This window comes from Alkalicella caledoniensis (assembly GCF_014467015.1).
GTDB lineage: Bacteria > Bacillota > Proteinivoracia > Proteinivoracales > Proteinivoracaceae > Alkalicella > Alkalicella caledoniensis.
The window spans coordinates 2,418,754-2,444,042 of the sequence record NZ_CP058559.1 but is presented as its reverse complement, the minus strand read 5'-3'; the positions used below and the strand labels follow the sequence as shown (position 1 = coordinate 2,444,042).

The 25,289-nt window shown below is 34.0% G+C and carries 30 protein-coding genes; 5 read left to right on the top strand and 25 right to left on the bottom strand.

Annotated elements, in window-relative coordinates; translation table 11 throughout:
- Positions 1 to 199 precede the first annotated feature (199 nt).
- The 4 genes from HYG86_RS12105 to HYG86_RS12090 are packed head-to-tail and all read right to left on the bottom strand — an operon-like array spanning position 200 to position 3,837.
- A complete protein-coding gene (locus HYG86_RS12105) occupies positions 200 to 1,147 on the bottom strand; it encodes a siderophore ABC transporter substrate-binding protein (protein WP_213165820.1) in 948 nt (315 codons plus the stop codon).
- 43 nt (positions 1,148 to 1,190) lie between these two features.
- Positions 1,191 to 1,946 carry an iron ABC transporter ATP-binding protein gene (locus HYG86_RS12100; protein WP_213165819.1) on the bottom strand — a complete coding sequence of 252 codons (756 nt, stop codon included), beginning with the start codon at positions 1,944 to 1,946 and terminating at the stop codon, positions 1,191 to 1,193.
- Entirely contained in the window at positions 1,943 to 2,893 is a 951-nt protein-coding gene (locus HYG86_RS12095; protein ID WP_213165818.1) for an iron chelate uptake ABC transporter family permease subunit, read from the bottom strand. Before HYG86_RS12095 ends, HYG86_RS12100 begins: the two co-directional genes overlap by 4 nt.
- A complete protein-coding gene (locus HYG86_RS12090) occupies positions 2,893 to 3,837 on the bottom strand; it encodes an ABC transporter permease (protein WP_213165817.1) in 945 nt (314 codons plus the stop codon). The genes HYG86_RS12095 and HYG86_RS12090 overlap by 1 nt, the downstream gene beginning before the upstream one ends.
- A 198-nt stretch (positions 3,838 to 4,035) precedes the next feature.
- Between HYG86_RS12090 and HYG86_RS12085 the strand changes: the two genes are divergently transcribed.
- Positions 4,036 to 4,776 (top strand): helix-turn-helix transcriptional regulator, encoded by a 741-nt coding sequence (locus HYG86_RS12085; RefSeq protein WP_213165816.1) that lies wholly within the window; start codon positions 4,036 to 4,038, stop codon positions 4,774 to 4,776.
- Between the two features lie 65 nt (positions 4,777 to 4,841).
- Here HYG86_RS12085 and HYG86_RS12080 read toward each other — a convergent pair whose 3' ends face one another.
- Together HYG86_RS12080 and HYG86_RS12075 are read right to left on the bottom strand one after the other, a co-directional pair.
- A complete protein-coding gene (locus tag HYG86_RS12080) occupies positions 4,842 to 5,471 on the bottom strand; it encodes an HD-GYP domain-containing protein (RefSeq protein ID WP_213165815.1) in 630 nt (209 codons plus the stop codon).
- A 31-nt stretch (positions 5,472 to 5,502) separates the two neighbouring features.
- Positions 5,503 to 5,667 (bottom strand): hypothetical protein, encoded by a 165-nt coding sequence (locus tag HYG86_RS12075; RefSeq protein ID WP_213165814.1) that lies wholly within the window; start codon positions 5,665 to 5,667, stop codon positions 5,503 to 5,505.
- Between the two features lie 173 nt (positions 5,668 to 5,840).
- Between HYG86_RS12075 and HYG86_RS12070 the strand changes: the two genes are divergently transcribed.
- On the top strand, positions 5,841 to 6,182 hold the full coding sequence (locus HYG86_RS12070; RefSeq protein WP_213165813.1) for a helix-turn-helix domain-containing protein: 342 nt from the start codon (positions 5,841 to 5,843) through the stop codon (positions 6,180 to 6,182).
- A 17-nt stretch (positions 6,183 to 6,199) separates the two neighbouring features.
- On the opposite strand, the gene HYG86_RS12065 is transcribed toward HYG86_RS12070, so the two are convergent.
- From HYG86_RS12065 to HYG86_RS12015, 11 genes are all read right to left on the bottom strand, one after another.
- Complete coding sequence (locus HYG86_RS12065) at positions 6,200 to 6,358, bottom strand: hypothetical protein (RefSeq protein WP_213165812.1); 159 nt, start codon at positions 6,356 to 6,358, stop codon at positions 6,200 to 6,202.
- A 249-nt stretch (positions 6,359 to 6,607) separates the two neighbouring features.
- Positions 6,608 to 7,525, bottom strand: a complete 918-nt coding sequence (locus tag HYG86_RS12060; protein ID WP_213165811.1) for an aldo/keto reductase — start codon at positions 7,523 to 7,525, stop codon at positions 6,608 to 6,610.
- Positions 7,526 to 7,718: 193 nt separating this feature from the next.
- A complete protein-coding gene (locus HYG86_RS12055; RefSeq protein WP_213165810.1) occupies positions 7,719 to 8,510 on the bottom strand; it encodes a family 1 encapsulin nanocompartment shell protein in 792 nt (263 codons plus the stop codon).
- Positions 8,511 to 8,524: 14 nt separating this feature from the next.
- Positions 8,525 to 8,875 carry an encapsulin-associated ferritin-like protein gene (locus tag HYG86_RS12050; RefSeq protein WP_213165809.1) on the bottom strand — a complete coding sequence of 117 codons (351 nt, stop codon included), beginning with the start codon at positions 8,873 to 8,875 and terminating at the stop codon, positions 8,525 to 8,527.
- 196 nt (positions 8,876 to 9,071) lie between these two features.
- Entirely contained in the window at positions 9,072 to 9,974 is a 903-nt protein-coding gene (locus HYG86_RS12045) for a sensor histidine kinase (protein ID WP_213165808.1), read from the bottom strand.
- 14 nt (positions 9,975 to 9,988) lie between these two features.
- Entirely contained in the window at positions 9,989 to 10,786 is a 798-nt protein-coding gene (locus tag HYG86_RS12040) for a hypothetical protein (RefSeq protein ID WP_213165807.1), read from the bottom strand.
- Entirely contained in the window at positions 10,779 to 11,702 is a 924-nt protein-coding gene (locus tag HYG86_RS12035; RefSeq protein ID WP_213165806.1) for an ABC transporter ATP-binding protein, read from the bottom strand. The genes HYG86_RS12040 and HYG86_RS12035 overlap by 8 nt, the downstream gene beginning before the upstream one ends.
- Positions 11,703 to 11,787: 85 nt before the next feature.
- Positions 11,788 to 12,483, bottom strand: a complete 696-nt coding sequence (locus tag HYG86_RS12030; protein WP_213165805.1) for a response regulator transcription factor — start codon at positions 12,481 to 12,483, stop codon at positions 11,788 to 11,790.
- A gap of 125 nt (positions 12,484 to 12,608) precedes the next feature.
- Positions 12,609 to 13,517 carry an IS3 family transposase gene (locus HYG86_RS12025; protein WP_213169109.1) on the bottom strand — a complete coding sequence of 303 codons (909 nt, stop codon included), beginning with the start codon at positions 13,515 to 13,517 and terminating at the stop codon, positions 12,609 to 12,611.
- Positions 13,487 to 14,191, bottom strand: coding sequence for a helix-turn-helix domain-containing protein (locus HYG86_RS12020; protein ID WP_213165804.1), 705 nt, complete (start codon positions 14,189 to 14,191; stop codon positions 13,487 to 13,489). The genes HYG86_RS12025 and HYG86_RS12020 overlap by 31 nt, the downstream gene beginning before the upstream one ends.
- A gap of 103 nt (positions 14,192 to 14,294) precedes the next feature.
- Positions 14,295 to 15,578 (bottom strand): dicarboxylate/amino acid:cation symporter, encoded by a 1,284-nt coding sequence (locus tag HYG86_RS12015; protein WP_213165803.1) that lies wholly within the window; start codon positions 15,576 to 15,578, stop codon positions 14,295 to 14,297.
- A gap of 391 nt (positions 15,579 to 15,969) precedes the next feature.
- On the opposite strand from HYG86_RS12015, the gene HYG86_RS12010 reads away from it, so the two are divergent.
- A complete protein-coding gene (locus HYG86_RS12010; RefSeq protein WP_213165411.1) occupies positions 15,970 to 17,712 on the top strand; it encodes an IS1634 family transposase in 1,743 nt (580 codons plus the stop codon).
- A 248-nt stretch (positions 17,713 to 17,960) separates the two neighbouring features.
- Here the strand turns inward: HYG86_RS12010 and HYG86_RS12005 are convergent, their stop codons facing one another.
- From HYG86_RS12005 to HYG86_RS11975, 7 genes are all read right to left on the bottom strand, one after another.
- Positions 17,961 to 18,713: a DUF3169 family protein gene (locus tag HYG86_RS12005; protein WP_213165802.1), complete on the bottom strand. Its 753-nt coding sequence runs from the start codon at positions 18,711 to 18,713 to the stop codon at positions 17,961 to 17,963.
- The gene (locus HYG86_RS12000) at positions 18,713 to 18,925 is read right to left on the bottom strand and encodes a helix-turn-helix transcriptional regulator (protein WP_213165801.1); all 213 of its coding nucleotides are present in this window, start codon (positions 18,923 to 18,925) and stop codon (positions 18,713 to 18,715) included. Before HYG86_RS12000 ends, HYG86_RS12005 begins: the two co-directional genes overlap by 1 nt.
- Before the next feature lie 150 nt (positions 18,926 to 19,075).
- On the bottom strand, positions 19,076 to 20,014 hold the full coding sequence (locus tag HYG86_RS11995; protein ID WP_246451763.1) for a DUF362 domain-containing protein: 939 nt from the start codon (positions 20,012 to 20,014) through the stop codon (positions 19,076 to 19,078).
- A 346-nt stretch (positions 20,015 to 20,360) separates the two neighbouring features.
- Positions 20,361 to 20,900: a DUF5698 domain-containing protein gene (locus HYG86_RS11990; RefSeq protein WP_213165799.1), complete on the bottom strand. Its 540-nt coding sequence runs from the start codon at positions 20,898 to 20,900 to the stop codon at positions 20,361 to 20,363.
- A 413-nt stretch (positions 20,901 to 21,313) separates the two neighbouring features.
- Positions 21,314 to 22,087 (bottom strand): EFR1 family ferrodoxin, encoded by a 774-nt coding sequence (locus HYG86_RS11985; RefSeq protein WP_213165798.1) that lies wholly within the window; start codon positions 22,085 to 22,087, stop codon positions 21,314 to 21,316.
- A gap of 29 nt (positions 22,088 to 22,116) precedes the next feature.
- On the bottom strand, positions 22,117 to 22,311 hold the full coding sequence (locus tag HYG86_RS11980; RefSeq protein WP_213165797.1) for a YwbE family protein: 195 nt from the start codon (positions 22,309 to 22,311) through the stop codon (positions 22,117 to 22,119).
- A 79-nt stretch (positions 22,312 to 22,390) separates the two neighbouring features.
- The gene (locus HYG86_RS11975; protein WP_213165796.1) at positions 22,391 to 22,531 is read right to left on the bottom strand and encodes a hypothetical protein; all 141 of its coding nucleotides are present in this window, start codon (positions 22,529 to 22,531) and stop codon (positions 22,391 to 22,393) included.
- Positions 22,532 to 22,771: 240 nt separating this feature from the next.
- Here HYG86_RS11975 and HYG86_RS11970 point away from each other — a divergent pair, with 240 nt between their 5' ends.
- Together HYG86_RS11970 and HYG86_RS11965 are read left to right on the top strand one after the other, a co-directional pair.
- Positions 22,772 to 24,175, top strand: coding sequence for a carotenoid oxygenase family protein (locus tag HYG86_RS11970; RefSeq protein ID WP_213165795.1), 1,404 nt, complete (start codon positions 22,772 to 22,774; stop codon positions 24,173 to 24,175).
- Between the two features lie 119 nt (positions 24,176 to 24,294).
- Positions 24,295 to 24,831, top strand: coding sequence for a ferritin-like domain-containing protein (locus tag HYG86_RS11965; RefSeq protein ID WP_213165794.1), 537 nt, complete (start codon positions 24,295 to 24,297; stop codon positions 24,829 to 24,831).
- A gap of 108 nt (positions 24,832 to 24,939) precedes the next feature.
- On the opposite strand, the gene HYG86_RS11960 is transcribed toward HYG86_RS11965, so the two are convergent.
- Positions 24,940 to 25,104, bottom strand: coding sequence for a hypothetical protein (locus tag HYG86_RS11960; protein ID WP_213165793.1), 165 nt, complete (start codon positions 25,102 to 25,104; stop codon positions 24,940 to 24,942).
- Positions 25,105 to 25,289: the final 185 nt, after the last annotated feature.

Below are 25,289 nucleotides of genomic sequence, written 5' to 3'. Positions count from 1 at the left end.
CACCAATTACACCAACAAAACCCACCACCAATTTTACACCAATATAGACTAAACAGATTATCGGCCAAGTTCAAATTCAACTGAGCTTAGCCCCTAAACGCCCAACACCTAACTTCTGACTCCTAACCCCTAAAATCTACCCTGACTTCTTAGGCACACAATTAAACCCCATGCCCCTTCTTAGGGCATGGGGTTTGTTTTACTTCAGTGCTGCTGATATTTCTTCTATCATGATGTTTGTTCCTTCTAGTCCTCCTGAGGCTACGTACCAGATGTGGGAACTTAGGTAGTTTATTGTATGGTTTTTGTAAGCATTTGTCATTCTTACAATGTCGTTATCTAACACTTTTGATGCTCCGTTGGTTCCACCTGTTACTGCTGCTCTATCTATAACAAAGATTATATCTGGATTTACTTCTAAGATATACTCAAAGGATATACTTTGACCGTGATTAGATACTTCTATAGTCTCATCTGCTGCGGGGTAACCAAACTCTTTATGGATAACATTAAATCTAGAGTTTGGTCCATATACACTAAGTGCCCCATCGTTGGCCATAATTATTAGAGCGTTTTTACCGGCTTCTGTGACCTGAGAGTTCACTTCACTAATCTGTGTCTCAATTTTGTTTATCTCTGCATTCACAAAATCCTCTTTTTCGAAAATTTCTCCTAGCACCCTTAGATTGCTAGTAAAAGACCCTAAGTAATCCTGGTTATCTATAGGTAGAAATACAGTTGGAGCAATTTCCGCTAGGTCAGAATACACGTCCCTTTGCCTACCAGCTATTAAAATCAGGTCTGGTCTAAGTTCATAAATCTTCTCATAGTTTGGTTCAAACAAAGTTCCTACATCTTCATATTTATTGTCATTGTATTGACCTAAGTAAGCAGGGATATTTGATTTAGGAAGACCAATTATCTCCACATCCATTTGATTCAAAGAGTCCAAAGTTGCATAGTCAAATACTATTACCCTTTGAGGGTTTTTTACCACTGTTGCTTCACCAAGTTCATGGGTTATTGTTACTGTTTCTAAATCTTCTACATTGCCTTCAGTTGTTGCCTCTGTTGAGCAAGCTGTTAAACCAATCATTGAAATAATCATTAAGAATGCCAATAACATTAAACCTTTTCTCTTAAACATAATTTACACCATCCTATTTTTTTAGTTTGTTTTGTTTTAATACTTAGAAATAAACACAGATCCTTTGATTGTTAATATTTTGTATATTAAAGTCCATGTCATAGATTCCACCTAGTACCCCTTCGTCGATGATACTTGCGGTACTACCTTCCTCTACAAGTTTGCCTTCATTCATTGCTACTATGTAATCCGAGTAGCATGATGCAAAATTTATATCATGGATAACTATAATCACAGTCTTATCTAGGTTTTCCACTAAACTCCTGAGGATCTTCATAATCTCAACGGCATGCTTCATATCTAGGTTGTTGAGGGGTTCATCAAGGAGGATATATTCAGTGTTCTGAGCTATAACCATGGCTATATATGCCCTTTGCCTTTGCCCTCCACTTAACTGATCTATGAATTTACCTTGGATATCTTCTAACTTCATGTATGCTATGGCCTGTTCAATTTGTTTTTCGTCCTCTTTCGTTAAATTACCTTGGGAATATGGGAATCTACCAAAGCTCACAAGTTCTCTTATGGTCAATCGTATATCAAGGTGATTTGATTGTTTCAAAATGGAAATTTTCTTAGATAACTCTTTTGTATCCCACTGACCTATCTCCTTTCCTTCAATAAATACTTCACCTTCGTCTTTTTTTAGTAGACGGCTAACCATGGAAAGCAGTGTACTTTTACCTGCTCCATTGGGCCCAATAAAGGAAGTTATTTTATTTTTAGGTACTTTAAGAGAAACATTATCTACTACTTTTATATCCCCATATAATTTAGTTAAGTTTTTAACTTCTATCATGATTTTCTCTCCTTTAACAGTAGGTATATGAAATAGATTCCTCCAACTAGGTTTATAATTACACTAAGTGGAGTGTGGAAGTTGAAAATCCTTTCAACTAGCAACTGTCCACCTATGAGGGCTATACCACTAATGAGCATAGATGCCACAATGAGGTATTTATGTTTGTAGGTACTCATTAACTCCCTGGCAAGGTTTACTACCAATAGACCTAGGAATGTTATAGGTCCTACCAATGCTGTAGCAACAGATACCATTATTACAATTACCACAAGCATTCTCTTTATGAACTTGTCATAATCAATACCTAGGTTAATGGCATGTTCTCTTCCTAGTGAGAGTACGTCCATTTTCTTTAAGTATGGATAAGTGTAAATAGCTAACCCTATAAATATTATTGCTGATATATTTAATAAATCGGTGTTGACATTATTGAAACTGGCGAACATTCTGTTTTGAACTATACTAAATTCATTGGGGTCAATCAGCATTTGCATAAACGAAGACATGCTCTGAAATAACGTACTAAAAATCATCCCTACTAGTAGAAGAAAGTAAATATTTTGCTTTTCTTTCCTAAAAAGTAATTTATAAAGTAGTGTAGAGAAAAACATCATTACAGCTATTGATATTAAGAAATTTTGTTTTCCACTGATAACCTCAAAAGTCCTAGAGCCTAAAACAAAAACAATTACAGTTTGAACGAACATATAGAGGGAATCTAAACCAAGGACACTTGGTGTCAATATCCTATTATTAATTATTGTTTGAAATATCAATGATGAGAAAGCAATAACTGATCCCGTCAATAAAATTGCCACTGCCCTAGGTATACGCCTAGGAAGAGCATAACCCCAGTTAAAGCTATTTAATCCAATAGTAAGGTACAGTGCTGTTAGGGCTACAAGAGCTAATGTTAGTAGTAATAACTTCTTTTTATTTGACATTACTTATCCCCCCTAAGAAGTAGGTACAAGAATAGGAAACTACCTATAACTCCAACTGATAGCCCTATTGAGATTTCATAAGGATAAATAATGATTCTTCCTAAAATATCACAGAAAAGAAGGAACACTGCTCCAAGTAAAGCTGTTGGCACAAGATTTTTTTTCAGATTATCACCCTGGTAGATTGTAACTATGTTTGGGATAATCAGCCCTAAAAATGGCATTCGACCCACTGTTATTACTACAAGGGATGTAGATAATGCTACTATAACAAGCCCTATGTTTACCACTTTATTGTAGTTAAGGCCAAGGTTTGAAGAAAAATCTTCTCCCATACCTGCAACTGTAAATTGATTTGCATACAAGAATGCTATAACAACCAATGGGATGCTTAAGTACAATAGTTCGTATCTTCCCCGTATAACCATAGAAAAGTCCCCTTGTAGCCATGATGATATATTTTGAATTAAGTCGTATCTATAAGCAAAGAAAGTAGTGATGGAATCTATAATATTTCCTAGCATTATCCCTACTAGCGGGATAAATATTTTATTTTTAAACTTTATCTTTTTCATAATCTTAAGAAACAAAAAGGTTCCTGCTAGGGCAAATGCAAATGATACCAACATTTTTGTGAAGGTTCCCGCTGCAGAGAAAAGTAAAAGAGAAACCAAAATCCCTAGCCTAGCGCTATCCACTGTGGCAGCAGTTGTAGGGGAAACAAACTTGTTTCTAGTTAACTGTTGCATTATCAATCCACTCATACTCATGTTGATACCTGCAACTATGATGCTAATAAGGCGGGGTAGTCTACTTACTAAGATTATTTGAACTTGCTCACTCTCCAAACGAATGATATCCCAAAAGCTAATGTTTTTTACTCCTATAAATAATGAAGCAAAAGAGAGTATGACTAATGCTACAATTAAGTATTTTTTTTTCATAATTCCTCCTTGGCCAGTATTAGATTAAAAATTGACACTTACGATTATTGGTACTATAATTAATAACATGATTTTAATTGATTATGATTATCATTTTCACTTACATTATATTATCAGATAGAAAGATGAAGAACTTAAATATATTTCTATTTTTATAACTATATTTGAGTTATTTATATATAAAGGAGTTGGTTATTAATGGCAAAGAACTGGCTATCCCCTGGCAGAAAACATATTGTAGAGATTATGGAGAAGTTTAATCTATGTACCCACCTTCCCATAAAAGCAGTGGGTTTAAATGGTGACGAACTTAATTCTTGCGGATACAGCAATGATGTTGATTCTCTTTTAGGCCAATTAAAAGTTTTAGAGAAAGTAGACTTAGAACTAAACAAAAAAGATAGTACCAGCTCTTTGGTACTATCTTTTAGTGATGTTAATTATGTTGTAGTATACATATGCCCTAGGAATACTGATCGGGGCATTTATATTATAGGTCCTTATGCTACTAATCCAGGTACCGTTTTCCCCTATAAGCCTTCTGATTGCATAGGGCATTTAATAACATTACTGCGTAACATGGCAGAAAGTACAGACTTTATAAAAAGTAAAAAACACGCCCCACACGGTTTTTATGTTAAGAGAGCCTTAGATTATATAGATTCGAAATATCACGATTCCTTAACAGTTGATATGGTTTCCAACAAACTTGGCATAAGTAAATGTTACTTTTGCTTCTTGTTTAAGAAAGATACTGGTAAAACATTTACTCAAGTAGTTAATGAAATTAGAATTAAAAAAAGCAAAGTCTTATTACTAGACACAGACCGTTCTATTATAGATATAGCCATCTCTGTTGGCTATAACAATCAAAATTACTATAGTATGCTATTCAAAAAACTTAATGGCATCACACCACATCAATTTAGAAATAATTGATTATTGAAATTGCTTAAAGGGGCTATGGCACAATCAGTGAATACTCATTGTGCCATAGCCCCTTCTTAGATATTAATCGCTTCCATCCAGTTACAAGTATCTTTGGAGTATGTTTCTTCCAATAGAATTTTTAACAATCCTTTACTTTTTTCAAATAGTAAAGGGTCTAATTCTTTCCCCTTCATTAGTTCCATGACATCTATTGCATTCCTCATTCTAAATGGTCTGTAACATCTAGGTTGTGTAATAGCATCAAACACATCTGCTATTTTTAAAATTCTACTATAAAGAGGAATTTTATTACCTTCTAAATTATCAGGGTAGCCACTTCCATCCCAGTTCTCATGGTGATGGCGAATTACTTTCCCAATCTCCTTGTTTACTGTGTCGTTACTGGCCATGTTTAGATATAATTCTTGGGAATATAACGAGTGTTTAGCCATTATAACCCATTCCCTATGGTGTAATTTTCCATTTTTATGTAATATAGATGGAGGTATTTTACTTTTGCCTATATCGTGATATAATGCTGCGTCATATACTTTTCTTTGCTCTACTTTATTGTCCGTCAGCAAGCTACCAATGGATAAAGCAATATTGGCTACATTTACAGAATGCACGAAAACATCCAGTGGAAAACTATTGAGAAGAACTTCATTTTTTACATGAAGGATAGAATGATAATTGTTGTCCATTTAATTACCTCCATTGTGTCTATAGGATTAATTAGTTGATTTTATTTTCAATTTTTTTCATGTATTCATCGATTTCATTTTGTAAAATTTCTTCTAAGCAGTCTCTAAAAATCTCTTTTATAATATTATGTGCCTCTTTTGTATTTTTGCAATCTTTGATTATCTCCCTAGCCAATTGTTTTTTTAAACAGTCCATACTACCCCGTCCCCTTTTCAACTCTACTGCCTACCCAAAGCATATTTTTTCCACAAATCTAATTGTAATCTATTCTCATTATGCTGTCAATTCTTTTGGAATTGTTTTTAAATTCTTTTAGTTCATAGAAATATTCATTATATATGTATAAAGTTATTTATGAGGTGATAAAAATGTCAATTGACTATATATCTATCGGAAAGAAAATAAGAGAGGAACGAATGTTACGTAATTTAACACTGGAGCAGTTAGCCGAAGTTCTAGAATTATCTCCTTCATACATGGGACTTATTGAAAGGGGACAAAGGGGTATTAGTATTGATACATTATATAAAGTTTGTATGACATTTAAAATTTCCTCGGATTATTTAATAGGTATAGAAAATGATACTGCTCAAAGTGGAGAATATCATATTCTGTTAGATAAGATCATTGCTTATACCAAAGATTATTCAGAAGAAGAATTGAAGTTCCTAATTGAGTTTATAGAGCTTAAAAACAGACATTGTAACTAGCTAGAAGGTTTATCCCTCTAGTTAGTTACATCAAAAATAATATTATCCATTATTTTATTTAAAATCTCATCTAAATGGTATTTTCCCCTTAAAATGTCTTCATCAAAGTTGACTAAGGTTTTAGGCTCATCTTTTGCTAACATTTCTAATATTAATATTATATTTTTTTCCCGCATAGCATCACCTCCCATCAGGTAATACTATAGAGCAAGTTAAAAAATAACAAAAGTCCTCCAATTAAATAAGAGGCAAATAATTAGATTATTTACCTCTTTTCACACTACGATACTTGCCGTTTGTGTACGGCGGTTCATTAAAATTCTTATTTTTTTACATCACCCATGAGGCTACCATAAGAAATTGAATTGTAATAATTTCTACAAAAAATCCTTCCAAAGGGGAAATTGGAAGGATTTTTTATATAATTATGGGAGTTGGTTTCCTGCTGCTCTGTAAATTTCGTACCACTCTTGTCTTGAAAGTTCAACCTGTGAAGCTTTACATATATCTTTTAATCTTTGGTTGTTTGTTGTTCCTACTATTGTTTGTATCTTGGCTGGGTGCCTTAGAATCCAAGCCACTGCAATAGCAGAGTTTGTTACACCTTTAGTTTCTGCAATTTTATTTATTGTTGCATTAAGCTCTGGAAATTTAGGGTTATCTAGAAATGCTCCTTCAAAGAATCCGTATTGGAACGGTGACCACGCTTGTATTGTTATGTCTTTTAGGCGGCAGTATTCTAAGATACTTCCATCTCTATCTATGGATGGATCTATTTTCATGTTTACGTTTAGGCCAGAGTCAATCATCCCAGTATTTGTTATGCTAAGTTGAAGCTGGTTTATAAGTATCTTTTGATTTAAATATTTATTTAGCAGTTCTATTTGCATAGGGTTTTGATTTGAAACTCCGAAATATTTAACTTTACCCCTATTGTGCAAGGTATCAAAAACTTCTGCAACTTCTTCTGGCTCCATTAGTGTATCTGGGCGGTGGAGTAACAGTATATCTATGTATTCGGTGTTAAGCCTTTTCAAGCTAGCATCCACTGAACTTATTATATGTTCCTTTGAAAAGTCAAAAAATCCTTGCCTAATTCCACATTTTGTCTGAAGTATAAGTTTTTCTCTTACGTTAGAGTTCATACCTACAGCTTCTGCAAATATTTCTTCTGATTTTCCACCCCCGTAAATATCTGCGTGATCGAAGATGTTAATTCCTTGGTCTAGGGCTGTATTAATAAGGGTGCTCGCTTGGGCAGTGCTAAGCTTGGCAATTCTCATACAACCTAGGGATATCTGGGATGCACTCAGTTCCCCATTTCCAATTTTAATGTTTTTCATATAAACCCACCTCTTTTAGCTTTTATAGTTCTACCTCTAATACCAATAATTGTACCATCGTCACCATTAAATGTCATTTTACTTCCAAAACAGAATTTTCTACTTCCTTTATTCCCAATATGATTTTTTAATAGAATAATATAAAACAAAGCCAAGAGGAAATCTCGGCTTTGATTTATGTGAATTTAAAGTATTAAATTGTAAAGCTAACTATTATACTTGGGTCTAGGGCTCTGAAAGTAAATGACTCAGTTATAAATAATTTAACTTTCTTTGTGTCATGTCCTTCATAACCGATGCTGAAGTCTTGACCTATGGTTAACTCAAGGTCATCATGGTTGTATGGAACCAATAATGCTCCAGTTAGTTTTTTTGAATATACAATTTCAGTACCAAGTAAATTCTCTATAATTTTCTTTAGTGGATAACCGTTAACTATTGTGTTGATGTACTTCCAGCCTTCTTCACCAACAATTAGTGTATATGGCCCTTCAGAGTAGGCATCCCTTAACTTAAGTATTCCTTTAGAAATTGCAGCCATTATCTCATTTGCTTCCTTGCCAAATTCCATGGTGTGATCAGCCATCTCTACCATACCTTGAATGTTTGCTTTTTCGTACCCGTTATAGACTGCATTTTCTTCAAAGGAAGCAATTTTTTCAGCAGCTTTTTCTAGAGATTCTAAGTCTATGTCCCTAGCGCCTCGTACTATGTTATCTAATTCCCATCTATCAAGTTCAAAAGATATTCTAGCTTCCATCAGAGGTTGAACACTATAAAGGCCACTATTTACTTCACCATTTTCTGATTCAATTAAATCCATTCTTCCCCAAGATACTGCACTGAAATCCCAACCTTTAGGTCCATCTACCTTTACTACTTTCCTTGCGGATAAATGAGTTTTTAGAACCTGAGCAGCCCTTTGTTCAATTTCTTCCCAAGCATCTTGTGTTAAAGGTGCTAATGATCTTTTTAACATATCCATTTATAGTTCCTCCCTTATTTGTTTTTTAAGTCTCCTACTAATAAACCCTTTGCTTCTTCAGTACTTTCTGGTTCTTCATGACCATGTTGACCTACAATGGGACCCTCTTTAAACAAACAACTTCTAAGCTCTTCGTCCCAAACTGGCATATTTCTTCTCAACCACTCAATTGCCATGGCAGCATGCTCTATTTCCTCGTCACGATTATGTTCAAGTATCCTTTTAAGTTCTGGGTCATTAGTTGTTGCAACCCTTTGGTTGTAATAATCCACAGCCTCTAGTTCTTCCCTTAAGCTTATAATAGCTTTAGAAATATTTTTAGTTTTTTCATCTAATTGCTCAATAGGTTCTATATAGTTACTCATCCTATTTCGCCTCCTCTAGTTTTGTATTGTTGATAACTATATTATTATGGTAACATATTACAATTATACCTTCAAGATTTTTCTGACATTTTTACTAATATTAATGATAATTGTTATTGTTAATATTTTAAAGGTTGAGTCATAATTGAAAGCCACTATAAAAAAATGTTGCTAATCATTTTACAACAGCTCTTTTTCAACTTAGTTTCCATTTTAACAGTATAGTAAGTTCATTTCCCTTTAGACAAGCAGAGATTTCATGGCCCATTTGTTCTACTAGTTCTTTTGTAATGGCAAGGCCAAGACCCGTACCCTTCCCACCTCTTGTACGGTCTGCAGTAAAAAATCTTTGGAAAATCTGTTCTGAATCTGCTTTAGTCAAATCATAGGACATATTTGTGAACTTTGTTGATATATAGTTACCTTCCATTGCCAATAGTATCGTAACTGGCTCATTTCCATATCTCAAAATATTATCTAGTATATTAGAAAAAATTCTTCTTACAGCCCTTTCATCTGCTCTTATCCCTGGTGTCTTTTCATCTATTTTAACCATAGGCTCAATTCCCAACTCATTGAATTCTCTGTAGTATGAGCTTAGGATATCAGCCAGTACTTCATCTAATCTAGTTTCTTTAACGTCAAACTTATATTCATTTGCCTCCAGTCTTGCTAAATCATAAAAGCTAGTTATCAAACTTTGCAAGGACTGTGCCCTTTTTTTAACTACATTAATATAGTCTTTTTTCTCTTCAAATGGCAAATTTTCGTCATCTATAAATTCCATATAGCCCACTATGGATGTCAAGGGTGTTCTCAAATCATGGGACATGTTTGCAATGGCTTGCCTGATTTCTACTTCCATTTTTTTCGACTCTACCTCACTGATTTGTTTCTTATCTATAACTTTATTTATTTCTAAAACTAACTCCTCTAAATGTTTATCTGGATGTGAAATTAAAAGTCTCGAGTTTGATTCATTGTGGTTGACTTCACTTAACATTTTTCTTATACTTTTGATGCCCCTTTGCTGTAAAAAGTACAGAATGACAAAGAAACATAATAGTATAGCAAGTAATACAATAATCCCTTGTTCCATATTGTCACTCCTCGTTATCTAACTTCTTTTCTCCTAAAGAAAGCAATACTCAGGACAGTAAAAAATACTGTATACCCCAATCCTACGAGTATAGGTATAATCAAATGTTCATGGGAAAATCCAATGATGCTGAACTCTATGGGGTTCGGTGTAATTCTAAATGTTAAAGAAGATAGTTGTGATAGATGTTTAGTAATCAATAGATTCGTTGCTGAATTAAGTCCTCCTGAGGCATTAAAAAGGTCGTTGAAAAAAGAATGCATTAACCAGAAAGTGATCCCGAATGCTAAGGCAAATATCTTGGTATTTTTACTAACCTGGGCAACAAAGTTTGCCATAGAAATAACTCCTACCCATAAAAACAGTACTGCCATGGATTTTACCAGTATTATCATGAGAACTTCTCCACTTAAAAACTCAGCTCTCCCCCTAACTATCATGTTACTAAAAAGCAGAATAAGGACAAATATAAGCAAAGCTTTTAATACAACTATTGTAGATACAATCAACTTTGATATAACAATTTTTTCCCTGGAAAGACCATGGGAAACAATATTCTTTAAAGTAAGGTAATCATTTTCTTCACTTGTTACCATGGTAATCACCTCCACAGAGAAACCAAAAATAATTATGGGAGATGTTATGAGGTTTAGGATATTAAACATAGGCCCTAGTATATTGCTTTGGTCAGGAAATACTATCCTTAAGATAAGTTCAACTGTTATAACTCCTACTATTATAATACCAGTAAATATCCAATAATCTAATCTATTAAAAATTCTATAGAACTCAGATTTTATATAGTTAAGCATCTTTATTCCTCCCTGTCATTTCGATAAAGTACTTTTCTATAGTCATACTTGATTTGGTTATGGTGGAGATTTGAATACCATTTTTCACAAGTAATTCATTTACTTCTTCGGGGTTATTCACGTGTTCATATAAGTGTATTTCGTTATCATTTAATATCTCGTAGCTAGTTGTATTTAGTTGTTTCTCCATTACAACTGTTGATTTAGCTGTATCCTTTGTTTTTATTACTAAGTACTGCTTATACTTTTTTTCTAGCTCTTTTGATTCAATCTGTACTAATAATTTTCCGTTATGAATAATACCATAGGTATCAGCCAATTGGTCCAGTTCTGCCAATATATGACTGGCTATTACTATAGTTACGTTTCTATCCCTGCTAAGTTTCTTCAGTATTTCTCTAAATTGCAATATCCCTTCTGGGTCTACACCATTAGTAGGCTCATCTAGTATCAATAAATCTGGGTTTCCCATGATTGCTAATGCCAGTCCTAACCGTTGCTTCATACCAAGAGAAAGGTTTTTAAACAGTTTATCTTTAACATCCTCAAGTCCTACTAATTCTAAAACCTCATCAACAACTTTTCTTTCCACAATCCCCCATTGAATCCGATAGTATTCTAGATTTTTCTTAGGTGTAAAGTAAGGAAAAAAGTTTGGTTTACCAATCATTATTCCTGACTTCATCCTCGCAGTATTTAGCCCCGCCTTGGAGGTTTGATTAAATATCTCAATAACCCCACTGTTAGGTATTGTCAAACCACTTAACATCCTAAGCAGGGTTGTCTTGCCTGCACCATTCTTACCTACTAGTCCGTAAATTTCACCCTTTGAGACTTCTAAATTAACATTGTCTACTGCTGTTAAGTTCTTATATCTTTTAGTTAAGTTCTTAGTCCTTACAACAACTTCTTTCATGGTAAGTCCCCCTTTTGTTGTTTGACTATATTTTATACAATAGTCTCCAAGATAACGTAAAGAAAAACTTAAGAAAGCCTTAAGTTTACTCTTTTATCTTAAATCCTATCCCCCAGATAGTCTGTATGTATTCTGTGGTTGGGTCTGCTTTGGTAAGTTTAGAACGCAGGTTACTAATATGAACATTAACGGTGTTATCATCACCTAGATAAGGGTCCTTCCATACTGCCTCGAAGATGTTTGCCTTTGTAAATACTTTTTTAGGGTGTTTAATTATTAGTTCAAGTATGGCGAACTCCTTTACTGTAAGGGGTATTAGTTTACCAAACACACTTACTTCTAGTGATTCCCTATTTAGAATTAAGTTTTTATGAGATATGATGTTGGTTACTGCTTTTACTTGAGAAAAATGGATATACCGTCTCAGCTGTGCTTCTATCCGTGCTAGTACTTCATTTATATCAAAGGGTTTATTTATAAAGTCATCTGCTCCAAGTTTTAGTACACCAATTTTTGACTCTTGGGCTATTTTTGCTGATATGACTATAATAGGTATATTACTATGAGTTCTTAAATAAGGAATTATTTCCTCTCCTGTTGTCCCTGGTAACATGAGGTCTAGTAGCATTATTTGGAAATTGTAATGCTCTAGACATAATTTTGCTTCAGAACCTGAAAATGCAGGTATTACATTGTAGCCTTGTCTTTCTAATATCTTGCATAGCAATTTGTTTATATCCAGATCATCTTCTACTACCAGTATGTTTATTTTATCGTTCATATCCATCCCCCTTTAGAGATTCTAGTTTATATTATTCTACATATTATATTTTTTTCCTGTATAAAAAAAAGGAGCCGATATATTGAACTGACCTTTGTCAAGTAGACAGTTAATTAAATTAAAATTTATGCACATTTTGATGCATGGTTTCTATATTCTAAAGGAGCCATGCATCTTAGTCTTTTTTGAAATCTTTTTTCGTTGTAAAACTTAATATATTCAACTATTTTCCACCTAAGTTCTTCAAGTGACTTAAACTTTTTTCCGTAAAACATTTCAGCTTTCAAAACTCCAAAAAAACCTTCCATAGGCCCGTTATCTATACACTTGCCAACCCTCGACATGCTTTGAGTCATACCAGCTTCCTGGATTTTATCTCTAAAGATATTACCTGTGTATTGAAAGCCTCTATCGCTGTGAAATATCGGCTTTGCATCAGGATACTTTTCTATTGCTTTATCAAACATGTCAAATACAAGATGATTATTATTTTTGAAGGAAAGTTTATATTCAATAATACTATTATCATAAAGATCCATAATTGGGCTTAAATAAAGCTTTCTACTATCTCCAGGAATTGAGAATTCAGTTACATCTGTAAGCCATTTCTCATTAGGAGCCTCAGTAGTAAAGTCTCTTGATAAAATATTTTCTTTCGTATATTCTGGTTTTGTTCTCTTACGATTAACTTTCTTTCTTCTAATCCTGGCTGTAATACCTAAAAGATTCATAAGTCTATGTATATACCCTTCTGAGAATGACTTATGATTTAGTTTGTTAATGAACATAGCCATTCTTCTATAGCCTAAAATCCCATCAAAAGTTATATGATATTCATTAATTAGTGAACATAATAATTCATCTTGTTTTTCTTTTTCAGGTTTCACACGTTTTTTATGTTTGTAGTATGCACTTCTTGAGATATTTAGAAATTCGCATATTTTGGTCACTGCATAACCTTGATCTTTAAAAAAAACTACTGTTTTGTATTCTGCTTCATGTCTTACTTTCGAGAGCGAAGTTGCCTTTCGAATTCCTCTTTTTTTTTAAGAACTTCGAGTTCAAATTCTCTTCTTTTTCTCAATGCCTTTTCTTTTTCAAGTTCAAGTTTTAATTTTTCAACATCAGTTAAATTATTTTCATCAATTTCAGATTTGAGCTTTGGTCCACGCTTTTGATACTTTAGTGCTTCTGGTCCCTTGTCTATATATGCTCTTGTCCATTTATATACGAGCGCATAAGTAATTGAATACTTGTCAGCCGCAACTTTGTAGCTCATATTATTTTTGATAACCCATTTTGCTATCTCTAATCTCTCTTCAAATGTAGTTTTTCTAGATTTCATAGTATAGACATCCCCCTTAGGATCGTAATCCTCTATTTCTATACCATTATACCATTTAGTAATCCATCCTCTTAATACAGAATAAGTAATATTATACTTAGCTACTAAGTCTGGCATTGAATATTTCCCTGATGAATATTCATCTACTACTGACAACTTAAACTCCTTGCTATATGATTGGTTTCTACTTGATGTATCAAATACACTAGATCCATGTTCTTTATATCTGATATACCACTGACGCACAGCTTCCTTTGTAGTTCCAATTTCATCTGCAATTCCTACAAAACTACTATGACCTTTCTCATAATCCTTGCAAGCTTTGATTTTTACTTCTTTACTATACTTTGGTTTTCTTCCCATTAAAAATACCTCCAAGTAGATAATCTAATTTTAATTAATTAGACTGTCTACTTTGGAGGTATCATATCATATTCTCGGCTCTTTTTTTATAGTCTTTTTTTATTTAAGATTGCAAACTAACATTTGAGGAATTTTCTTCTGAATCGAATATATCTTGGTTAAATTCTCCTTCTGATTTAGCGATAATCAGTGTACATACAGTATCACCTGTGATGTTTATTGCGGTTCTTGTCATATCTAGTAGTCTATCAATACCCATTATAAGGGCGATACCTTCTACAGGTAGTCCTATTGAGGAAAGTACCATTGATAGCATTACTAGACCTACCCCTGGTACACCAGCTGTACCTATGGATGCCAGTGTTGCTGTTAGAATCACTGTCAGTATTGCGGAGAATGTTAAATCTATACCATATACCTGAGCGATAAAAATTGTAGCAACACCTTGCATAATTGCCGTTCCATCCATATTGATGGTAGCACCTAATGGAAGGGTGAAAGAAGCAATACTTTTAGATACTCCTAGGTTATCTTCAGCTACCTCCATTGTAACAGGAAGGGTTGCACCACTACTGGCTGTGGAAAAGGCTACTGAAACTGCAGGCATGAAATTTTTCAGAAATTTTCCAAAGCTTAAGCCTGTAAATGCCTTAAGCATACCGCCATAGGTCACTACAGCGTGAATCAATAGTGCTGCTACTACTGTTAACATATACTTCAACAGTGGAATCATTACATCAAAGCCCTCTGTAGCAAAAGTTCTAGCAATTAAGGCAAAAACTCCATAGGGTGCTATAAGCATAACATAGCTAACCATTTTCATCATTAAGTCATTTAATATATCAAAAATCCCAGTAATTGGTTTTGCTTTTTCTCCCATTGCAGAAAGTCCTACACCCATAAATACTGCAAAAACAATTATCTGAAGCATGTTGCCGTTAGTTAATGCTGCCACTGGGTTTCTAGGAATCATATCAATTAAAACTTCCACTAATGGAACCCTTTCATTTATAATAGGTTCTTTTGTCACAATGTCAGATAGGTCTAGACCTACTCCGGGGTTAACTACAGATGCCAGTGCCAAGGCTATAGAAATAGCAATTGCCGTTGTCACTAGATAGAACAGTACAGTCTTAACTCCTATCCTACCAAGCTTTTTTACGTCACCCATGCTTGCTGATCCATTTACCAAAGATATAAATACTAAAGGTACCACCATCATCAAAATAGATCTTAAGAATACTTGTCCTACTAAAAAGAACAATCCATCAATGATTACATCACTTTTAAATGTACTTTGTGGGAGCATGTAAAGTAGCACTCCAGTTATTAAGCCTAAAATTAGTCCAATAAAGATTTTAGTTGTTATACCTAGTTGCTTTTTCATTTTCTGCCTCCTCTTATCATATTTTTACTTTAATGCTTTATCTAGGTAAAGTTAAAATAAATATCATAGTGACTATTATATTATGATACATTAATTTACACAACCATAAATGTTTTCCATATTTGATCAACCTATATACTGTACACCCCCTACGACCTATTTTAAAAACTGTCAGATCTTTATAGAGAAACAAATAAGACTAGAGAATGTATCTACTCCAGTCTTATTGAGCCTTAGAATCAACTCGGGTCTTTGACAGTTGAATAGATGAAAAGTTCTTGTAAGCCTTAATATAGGCTTATTTTTTTGTCAAACTTTACATATTTTTAGTGCACAATGTTTAACAATGTGTTATGATATAAGTAGTTGTTTGTAAGGGTGGTGTAAAAAAATGAGACTACAAATTGTTAGTTCAAAAAATGCCGCATCTTTATATGTGGTTAAGTCTATTTACGAAAATGGAAAGCGCTCTTCTAAAGTTGTTGAAAAGCTCGGTACCGTTGCTGATTTAGAAAAAAAATTAATCGACCAAGATCCCATAGAATGGGCAAAAAATTACGTAGAAGAACTTAACAAAAAAGAAAAGGAAGAAAAAAGGGAAGTTCTTGTAAAGTACTCCCCCTCAAAACTTATTGATAAAGGTGAACCACGCTTGTTTAACGGCGGTTACCTATTCCTGCAAAAAATATATCATGATCTTGGGCTACACAAGATTTGTATGGAAATATCACAAAAATATAAGTTTGATTTTGATTTAGACTCGATTCTTTCCAGGCTTATTTACGGTAGAATTATCTTCCCTTCTTCAAAACTTGCTACATATGAGCTTTCTAAAAAGTTTATAGAACAACCCAAATATGATTTGCATCAAATATACAGAGCTCTTGAAATTCTTGCTAAGGAGACAGACTTTATCCAGTCCTCCTTGTACAAAAATAGCTTGAAGGTCTCCAAAAGAAATACCGGCGTTCTTTACTATGATTGCACCAATTACTTTTTTGAAATAGAGCAGGGAGATGGTATAAAGCAGTATGGTCCGTCAAAAGAACACAGACCAAACCCGATAGTCCAAATGGGGCTATTCATGGACGGGGATGGCATTCCTCTGGCTTTTAGCATTAACAGGGGGAATATGAATGAGCAACTGACTCTAAAACCATTGGAAAAGAAAATCGTTTCTGATTTTGAGCTTTCTAAATTTATCGTGTGCACAGATGCTGGGTTGGCTTCAGAAGCTAATCGAAAGTTTAACGACAAGGATGGTCGAGCTTTTATTACCACACAATCTATTAAAAAATTAAAAGCACACCTGAAGAAATGGGCTCTTGATCCTGATGGCTGGAAACTTCCAGGCAGCAAAAAAAACTATGATATTTCTGAACTCGATGAAATGATAGATAAGGCTACTCCTGAAGATAAAGCAAAAATAAGTGCAAAGGTCTATTTCAAAGAACGTTGGATCAAAGAAAATGGCTTTGAACAAAGATTGATTGTAACTTATTCGATCAAATACAGGGATTATCAGCGCAAAATCCGCAACTCACAAATAGAACGTGCTCAAAAGACTATAGATACAAACCCGACAAAAATCAAGAAATGTAATGCTAACGATTACAAAAGATTTATTCATAAAACGAGCTATACTCCTGATGGTGAAATTGCAAAGAAAGAAATATACAGCATTGATCAAGCTATCATCCAAAAAGAAGAAGCTTTTGATGGTTTTTATGGAGTTTGTACAAATCTTGAGGATGATGTACCTGAAATAATTAAGGTAAATCACAGGAGATGGGAAATCGAGGAATGCTTTAGGATTATGAAAAGTGAATTCAAAGCAAGACCTGTATTCTTAAAAAAAGATGACCGTATTGAAGCACATTTCAGCACATGCTTTATATCTTTAGTCATCTATAGAATGCTAGAAAAGCGACTTAAAGAGGAATTTACCTGTCATGAAATTATTAGTGAATTAAGAGATATGAATTTCAAAGAAATTAAGGGAGAAGGATATGAGCCCTTATATACTAGAACCGATTTTACCGATGCTTTACATGAAGCCTTTGACTTTCGCACAGACTACCAAATTGTAACAAAAAGCAAGATGAAAAAGATTCTAAAAGATACAAAGAAGTAAAAAACATTATTCACTTTTTTGACAAAAATTAAAGCCTACAAACCCTTTATTTTCAAGGGATTACAGGCTTTATTTAATCATCAAGTGTCAAACGTGGGATTAATTTACACAACCATAAATGTTTTCCATATTTGATCAACCTATATACTGTACACCCCCTACGACCTATTTTAAAAACTGTCAGATCTTTATAGAGAAACAAATAAGACTAGAGAATGTATCTACTCCAGTCTTATTGAGCCTTAGAATCAACTACTAATTCCTTTTATGTTTTCTTGTTTACCAGATTGAACATTGAAAGATATTGTTTGTACAAGCCATAGAGCCCCCACTAGTACGATTGCAAAATTTCCAGTGTTGAAAGCCTGCTTAGATATTACAGTTAGTACCAGTGCACCTAAGAGTGTATATTTCATCATTGTAAAAGTTTTATATGATGCTTGGTATATCATGTATTTTTCTGCTTCATCGCAGCTATCAATCCATTCCTTTTCAAACTTCATTTCCGCAGGATCCCCTTTTTTCAAAGGTTCTCTCTTCTTTACTAGATTAACAACAGTAATATCCATGAATGATGAAAAGAATATAACTCCCAGAAAAATAATTATGGAACCTATGAACCAATTGTTATTTTGATCAATAGCAATACCAAAGAGTGTAAAACTAGCAATATAATTTATGGAGCTGAATACCAATGCTTTACCTTGCCTTATATCAATATTTTCTTCTAGATTATCTGTATCATCCTCTGTATCATCTCCTACACTATTTGACATTAAATTTTTGGATTTGTAGAAATTAGCTATTGAGATGATACTAAAACCAATACCCACTGTTAGTTGAATCCAGAATATATTAGTTATAAGAAAACTAGATGCAGCTTCCAAACCTTCCCTAGCTTTTTCAATACCATAGCTACCTATGATTGCTCCCACGACACCAATAATTAGGCCTCCCAAAATCCAAAGCATTATTTTCAAGTAAGAATTCTTTAACTTCATTATTCACCCTCCTCTTCTTCATAAGCAAATATCTCTTCCACAGTTACAGAAAATATTTTAGCAAGCTTCAGTGCCAGTGTAATAGATGGGGAATAGTCCCCTCTCTCTATCAGGCTAATAGTTTGCCTTGAAACTCCTGCCATCTTACCTAGATCAGCTTGATTCACACCTAATCTGGCCCTATGCTCCTTTAGTCGATTCAAAAGTGGCATTTTTCATTCCCCTTTCTTTTAATCTGACATTTTTGCTTGTCATTATGACAGATATTATTGTCATATACATAATAACATTGACAACTATAATTGTCAATGTTATTCCATAAATAATATTCAAGAACGGGAAAATAACGCCTTATCAAGGCGTCATTTGGGCATGTTGCCATGCATTCCTTTTATTTTATTGTCTTTATCTAAAACAATCTCCTGTCCATAGGCAGCTTTGGAGAATATTTTTTCTGCTTGTTCTAGTGTCATACCTTTAATTATCATGTTGTTAGGATCAGCTTCTCCTACCTTAGCATTGTAGAGAGCATATATGTATTGAATGGCCTGTGGTAAGAATCCTAATAACCTTCCACCTATTGCATCGGCAGCTACAGGGTCAGTTGATACTATGGTTAACCCTTCTGTGTCCACAGCCTTGCCATCAGAAGGTCCTGTTCCTATCATGCCCTTGTCAACACTTACAATGGATAGATCTATGGGTATCTTCTTAGCCATGGCAACAATAAATCCATGTAAATCTTCATGGATACCAGTCTGTTTTTTAGGAAAGCCATGTATCTCTGCAGGGGGCCACCCCAGTGCAATATTTTTAATGGCAGCACTCATTGTTGCCTCTTCGTGTTGTTTTAATTGAGTAAAACTAATTAAAACATCCATATTTTCTATAAGACTATTTATCTTTGTCCTATTTATTATGCTATGGCCTAAGTCTATATCCACGTAAGGACCAAAATTTAAGTCTACAAATTTAACTGCTTCTTCTTGGATAGCTTTATCATAGCCAACTTTTTTAAAAACACTAGTAGTCTGATCACCACCGGACCCAGTGGCTATAATTATTTCTTTAGGATTAAACCTTTTTACATATCTTATTAGTTCTTGTAGGGTTTGAGGCCCTACTACTGTACCGGTACTAGGGTCATTTGCTTTCACCCAGTTAGGTGTGATAACTACTCTATCCCCTTGAGTAATTATTTGTTTTATGGGCAACAGTTCTAATCCCTGAATAATAGATTGTTGCTCATTTTTATTGCTAGATAAGCCAACGATTGGTTCTTTAATCTTTCTTTCTCTCACTTTTCGGCCTCCTAATTTAGGCATATTTTACCTTTAGTCTTATCAATTCCTAGAGGTCATATGCATATAGGTGTGTAACCCTAGTGGGAGAAACTTATATTTAAAACGCCCTGTTAATTTTCTGATCTTCTCTTTACAACATCTATATCATATAAAAGAACTTGCTTTTATAATCTCCTACTCATAAGGAGAATAAGTCTCCTCTAAAATAGTTAACCTTCTGTTAGATATATAATAGTTAAAAAATCTACAAGAAGTGCACCCCTGATCCCCTTCACACATCAACGTTCTTTCAAAAAAAGTTAAAGCTCCCAGATTGGGCGCTTTAACTTTTTGACTAAGAATTTTAAGTGGCTTTAATTAGTCTAGTGGTCGTTATTTTACCTTCTACTTTATTTAAGTTCTTTATTTTTAAGGTTGGTTCTGTAACACCACATTGGCCCATTATGCTTTCTAGTATTTTGAACTCTTTTCTTTTTATAACAACCTCTACCTTGTATCTTCTGTCTCCGTTATTACCCCTAGCTAGGTAGTTGTTAACTGTATAGCCTTCTTCCCTTAGCTTCTCTGCAACTTGGACCATCTTGTCTTTGTTGTTTAAGAATAAGTCTACTTCTAAAATACCTAATCCGATTTTTTCTTCAATCTTACCTCCAATGAAAACACCCATGGTTTTTCCTAAAGCATAGGCCACTATGAAGTGAACCCCTTCTGAGTTGGTAACCTTTCCTAGTACTGTTGCGAAGATTATAGCATCTGCAAATACTAAAAAGTATACTGGATTCATTATTTTTTTTGCAAGCAATATGCTCTTAAGAGTAGCGAAAATATTAGTAAGGGCTGTTATTAAAAACAAGCCAATAAGTGTAAATATTATATGTGTCATAAAGACACCTCCTTTAATTTTGTTTATTTAGTTAGTGTTATTTTAATATGGTGTTATTTTAATATGGTTTTATTTTATCGTTCCAAGACATAAAAAAGCTAACATATGGATATGTTAGCAAATAATCATTTTTAAGTTACTGAGTGGAAAATTCAACATAGAATAAGTTTACTTTCATTTATTAGATTGTGAAATTTTCTAATATACATTAAAGGATAGCATCTGACTCCTTATAAGAAATGATAGCAGCGTTATAATTTTGAAACTACAAACAGATTATTAATAATTAATAGGTTGTTGGAACAACCATCTTGACTAACTTATGAATTATACCATATTTCAAAAAACTTTGCAAACTTTGTTAGTTTCAGATAGTGTCAAAGTATATTCTGAAAACAGAGCACCAAGAATATTTAGTATAATTCTTTTACTTTAATTTCTGGATGTTGGTACCTAGCCCTTTTAACTGTTCCTTGCTTGTACTGTAGAGCTTTTTGAGGACACCATTGCATACAACCTAGGCATAGTTCACAGTTGTTCCTCCATACTGGTTTACCTTGTATAATTTCTATGTTATCAGCTGGGCACACTTTTCCACAAATGCCACAGCCATTGCAGCTTTGCTGTGTCCAAAAATTTTGGTCTTTTCCCTTAGGGTTAAATGTTTTAGAAAAAATCCCACCTAAAACTTTTGTGAAATATTTGCCTTGTTCTCTAAACGGGATCAGACGGTTATCACGTACAATCTCTACCATGTCTTTCGTGAAACTCTCTTGCTGTTTAAAAAGTTTTTGCTGTTTTGTCTCCGAAGCTGGTCCATACATCAACTGAAAGTTATCAGGCATGACGATCCTAAATCCAGCCGATAAACTCAGTCCTTTGAGGCTTAGTAGCATCTCTATTTGATTCATTGAAGCACCCACCGAGCCCCCACAGGTGGCAATAGCGAAGATATAATTCTTTGGATTGGTGTTAAAATTCTCGATAAATTTCTTTACCATGATAGGTAGCCCATAATAATACACAGGAAAAATTATACCTATTCTCACAGATTGACACTGAAGTTCGCCTGCTGAAACTTCACTGGTGATTCTAGTTAACGTACAATCTCCAATTTCCCGTGCAATATCTTTGGCTACTTTTAAAGAATTGCCTGTACCTGTAAAATAATAAATCTGTGTTGTCATCTCTTCCCCAGCCTTCCATATAATTAAATCTAGCTTTTAATAGCTTTTACCCTACCAACAGTGCCATTTTCCAACATAACTTTTATACCGTGATGGTGCTGAGGGGAATTAGTTAAAATTCTCTTTACGGTACCCTCGGTAAGTTTGCCGGTTCTTTGATCTTCCTTTTGAACAACCAATACTATGCTTCCTACCTTAATATTACTTCTAATAGTTCCTTCCATTTTTAGCTTCCTTTCAGCTTATAAGCTTCTTTTATAGTACTATTTTCTCCTTTACACTCCTTCTAAACTTCATGGTTTACTAAATCACCAATCCTTTTTTCTTTGCATCATTATCCATGGCAGATTCAATGGCTATTTGTTCAAACAATAGTTTCTTTGAATTGTAGTTATTACTATCCTTTAGTTCCACTAACAGTATTTCAACTGTCTTATTCTCCATGACTACCCCTCCCTATTTTTTCATTATACCTCTAAAATGCCTTTTATAACTATCTCTAATAATATTGTCTTTTAATTGTAGCATAAAAATATTAACCTTGTATTAATTATATTTGAGGCTGTTTGGTGGTAATTGTTACAACTATATTTGGCATAATAGATAGTGGTAGTGTCTATAGTAGGTTTTTTTACAAAGCACTTCCATACATTTTTGAAATATATGGTTAAAGGATGAATTTCTATGAAAATAAACGTAGCCCTTGGCTTTACAACATTAGAAGAAGAAATAGATAATATTGCTCTACCAATTCAAGGGAATATACCCCAGTGGCTTACAGGTACATTAATACGAAATGGTGCCGCAAAATTTGAAGTAGAAAAGGATAGTTACAACCATTGGTTTGATGGATTAGCTATGCTCCATAGATTTGATTTCAATCAAGGGAAAATCCTTTACACCAATAAGTTCCTTAGGGGAAGTACTTATAAAGAATCTATGATAAAGGGCACGGTTGTATACCCTGAGTTTGCCACCCTCCCCAAAACCTCAATGCCAAGTAGAATCCTAAGAAACGCCACTGGGCATTTTACTGATAATGCCAGCGTTAACGTAGCAAAAATAGATAATAAATATATTGCCTTGACGGAGACCCCTCCTAGGGTTGAGTTTGATCCTTTAAGTCTGAGGACTTTAGGTAGATTTAGTTACGGCGACAAAGTCAAAGGTCACCTAACAACTGTCCACCCCCATTATGATTATAAGAATAAACAAATTTTCAACTACATTACCAAGTTCTCATTGATTAGTAGCTACAATATATATAGTATCAGTGAAGGTAGTACTAAAAGAAAAATTATCTCCTCCGTTCCTGTAAAGCACCCTTCTTATATGCACAGTTTTGGCATGACAGATAACTACATTATCTTAACCCAATTCCCCCTTATAGTGGACCATTTTAGATTGTTACGTACAGGTAGTGCAGTGGCTGATAACTTAAAATGGAGACCTGAACGTGGTACACATTTTCTGATAATAGACAAAATTAGCGGGAAAGTCATTGGGAAGTTTGAATGCGAGCCTTTCTTTGGTTTCCATCATATAAATTGTTTTGAAATTGATGGTAACGTAGTTGTAGATATAGATGCATATTCAGATTCAACAATTGTAAGGTCGTTGTATCTAGAGGATTTACGGCAAGGAGACTTTTTATTGCCTACCCCTCAAATAATAAGATATCACTTACAGCTTGGCAGCAATAATGTTACAACTGAAACTATATGGGAAGATTTCGCTGAGTTCCCAAGGTTAAACTATGAAAGATGTAACGGTAAGGCTTACAACTATGTATACGGACTGAACGCTAAAAACTCCAATGGTTTCCCTAATAGGTTGGTAAAGTTCAGTACTAAAAATAGTTATTCCAATTATTGGTTTATGGAGAATAATTATCCTGGCGAACCTATCTTCATCCCTTCACCAGAAAATAGAGTAGAAGATGAAGGAGTTGTATTATCTATGATCCTTGATACTGAATTAGGTAAAACCTATTTGTTAATACTAGATGTAACCTCCTTTACAGAAATTGCTAGGGCCTATCTTCCTTTTCCAGTCCCTTTTGGATCCCACGGCCAGTATTTCCCCTAGACCTCTCCTAGATAATAGCAACTAGTAATTTAATATGTTTTCCAACAAATCGGGCTTTTACATTATACAAGCTTACCTCCCTTATCATATCTTGTTTAATAAAGAAGGAGGTGAGCAAGTTGATTACAAAACATCCAAAAAACATTCATCTACTCTTAGACGATTATGCTGGCCCCGATAGTGAATTAACAGCCATTTTACAGTATTTCCATCACTATTTTGTTGTTAAGCATAAAGATGTAGCGCAAATGCTAGAAAAATTCTCGCTAAATGAAATGCAGCATTTTGAAATGTTAGGTCATATACTTGAGCAGTATGGTATAGATCCTCGGGTTTATGATTCTAACAGAAGGTATTGGAGTGGTGCTGATGTCAATTATCAGTACAAAGTTTGTGACATTCTGCAGGTGAATTTACAAGGAGAGCTGGGAGCAATTTCTAATTATTATCAACGAATTAACCAAATCCCAGTTCCAGAAGTTCAGGAGATACTTTTGCAGATAATTAATGACGAGATTGGCCATGTGCAAGGTTTAACTAAAATGATTGGGAAATACTGCCCTCATTTTAGAACCCATGATTGGTTAAAAGAAGAATTCAAAAAGTTTTCTTTCACTCAGGAAATACAGGATAAATTACTAACACAATTAAAATAAATTAAAAAAGAGAAGGCTGGGCCTTCTCTTTTTAATTTACCTTTACATACTTAATAACAACAAGAGAAATCGCCGCATAGTATAAACTATACAGCGATTCTCTTGTTGTTATTTGTTGAAGAAGAAAAGTAATAAGATGATTGGTAGTATATCGTCATCGAAACCTATACCGTCATCTTGTAAGAAGAAAAGTAATAGAATAAGAATTAGTGGGAAGTCTCTTTTTTTCGGATGATGCGGGTGGTGTGGATGATGCTGAACTTCTGTACTCATTAATAATCCCCCTTTAATTTTTCTAGCTACCTTGTGTCCGGACGATCATTAACCAATGACCACAAGTACAATTTTTAGCTAGTATTTGAGATTTTGTTTTTATTTTGAGCTCGATATATACTATGTTTTCAACGTAATTTTGCGCCCCCATCCCCTTTAAATAGGCATTTGCTTAGTTTTTTGTG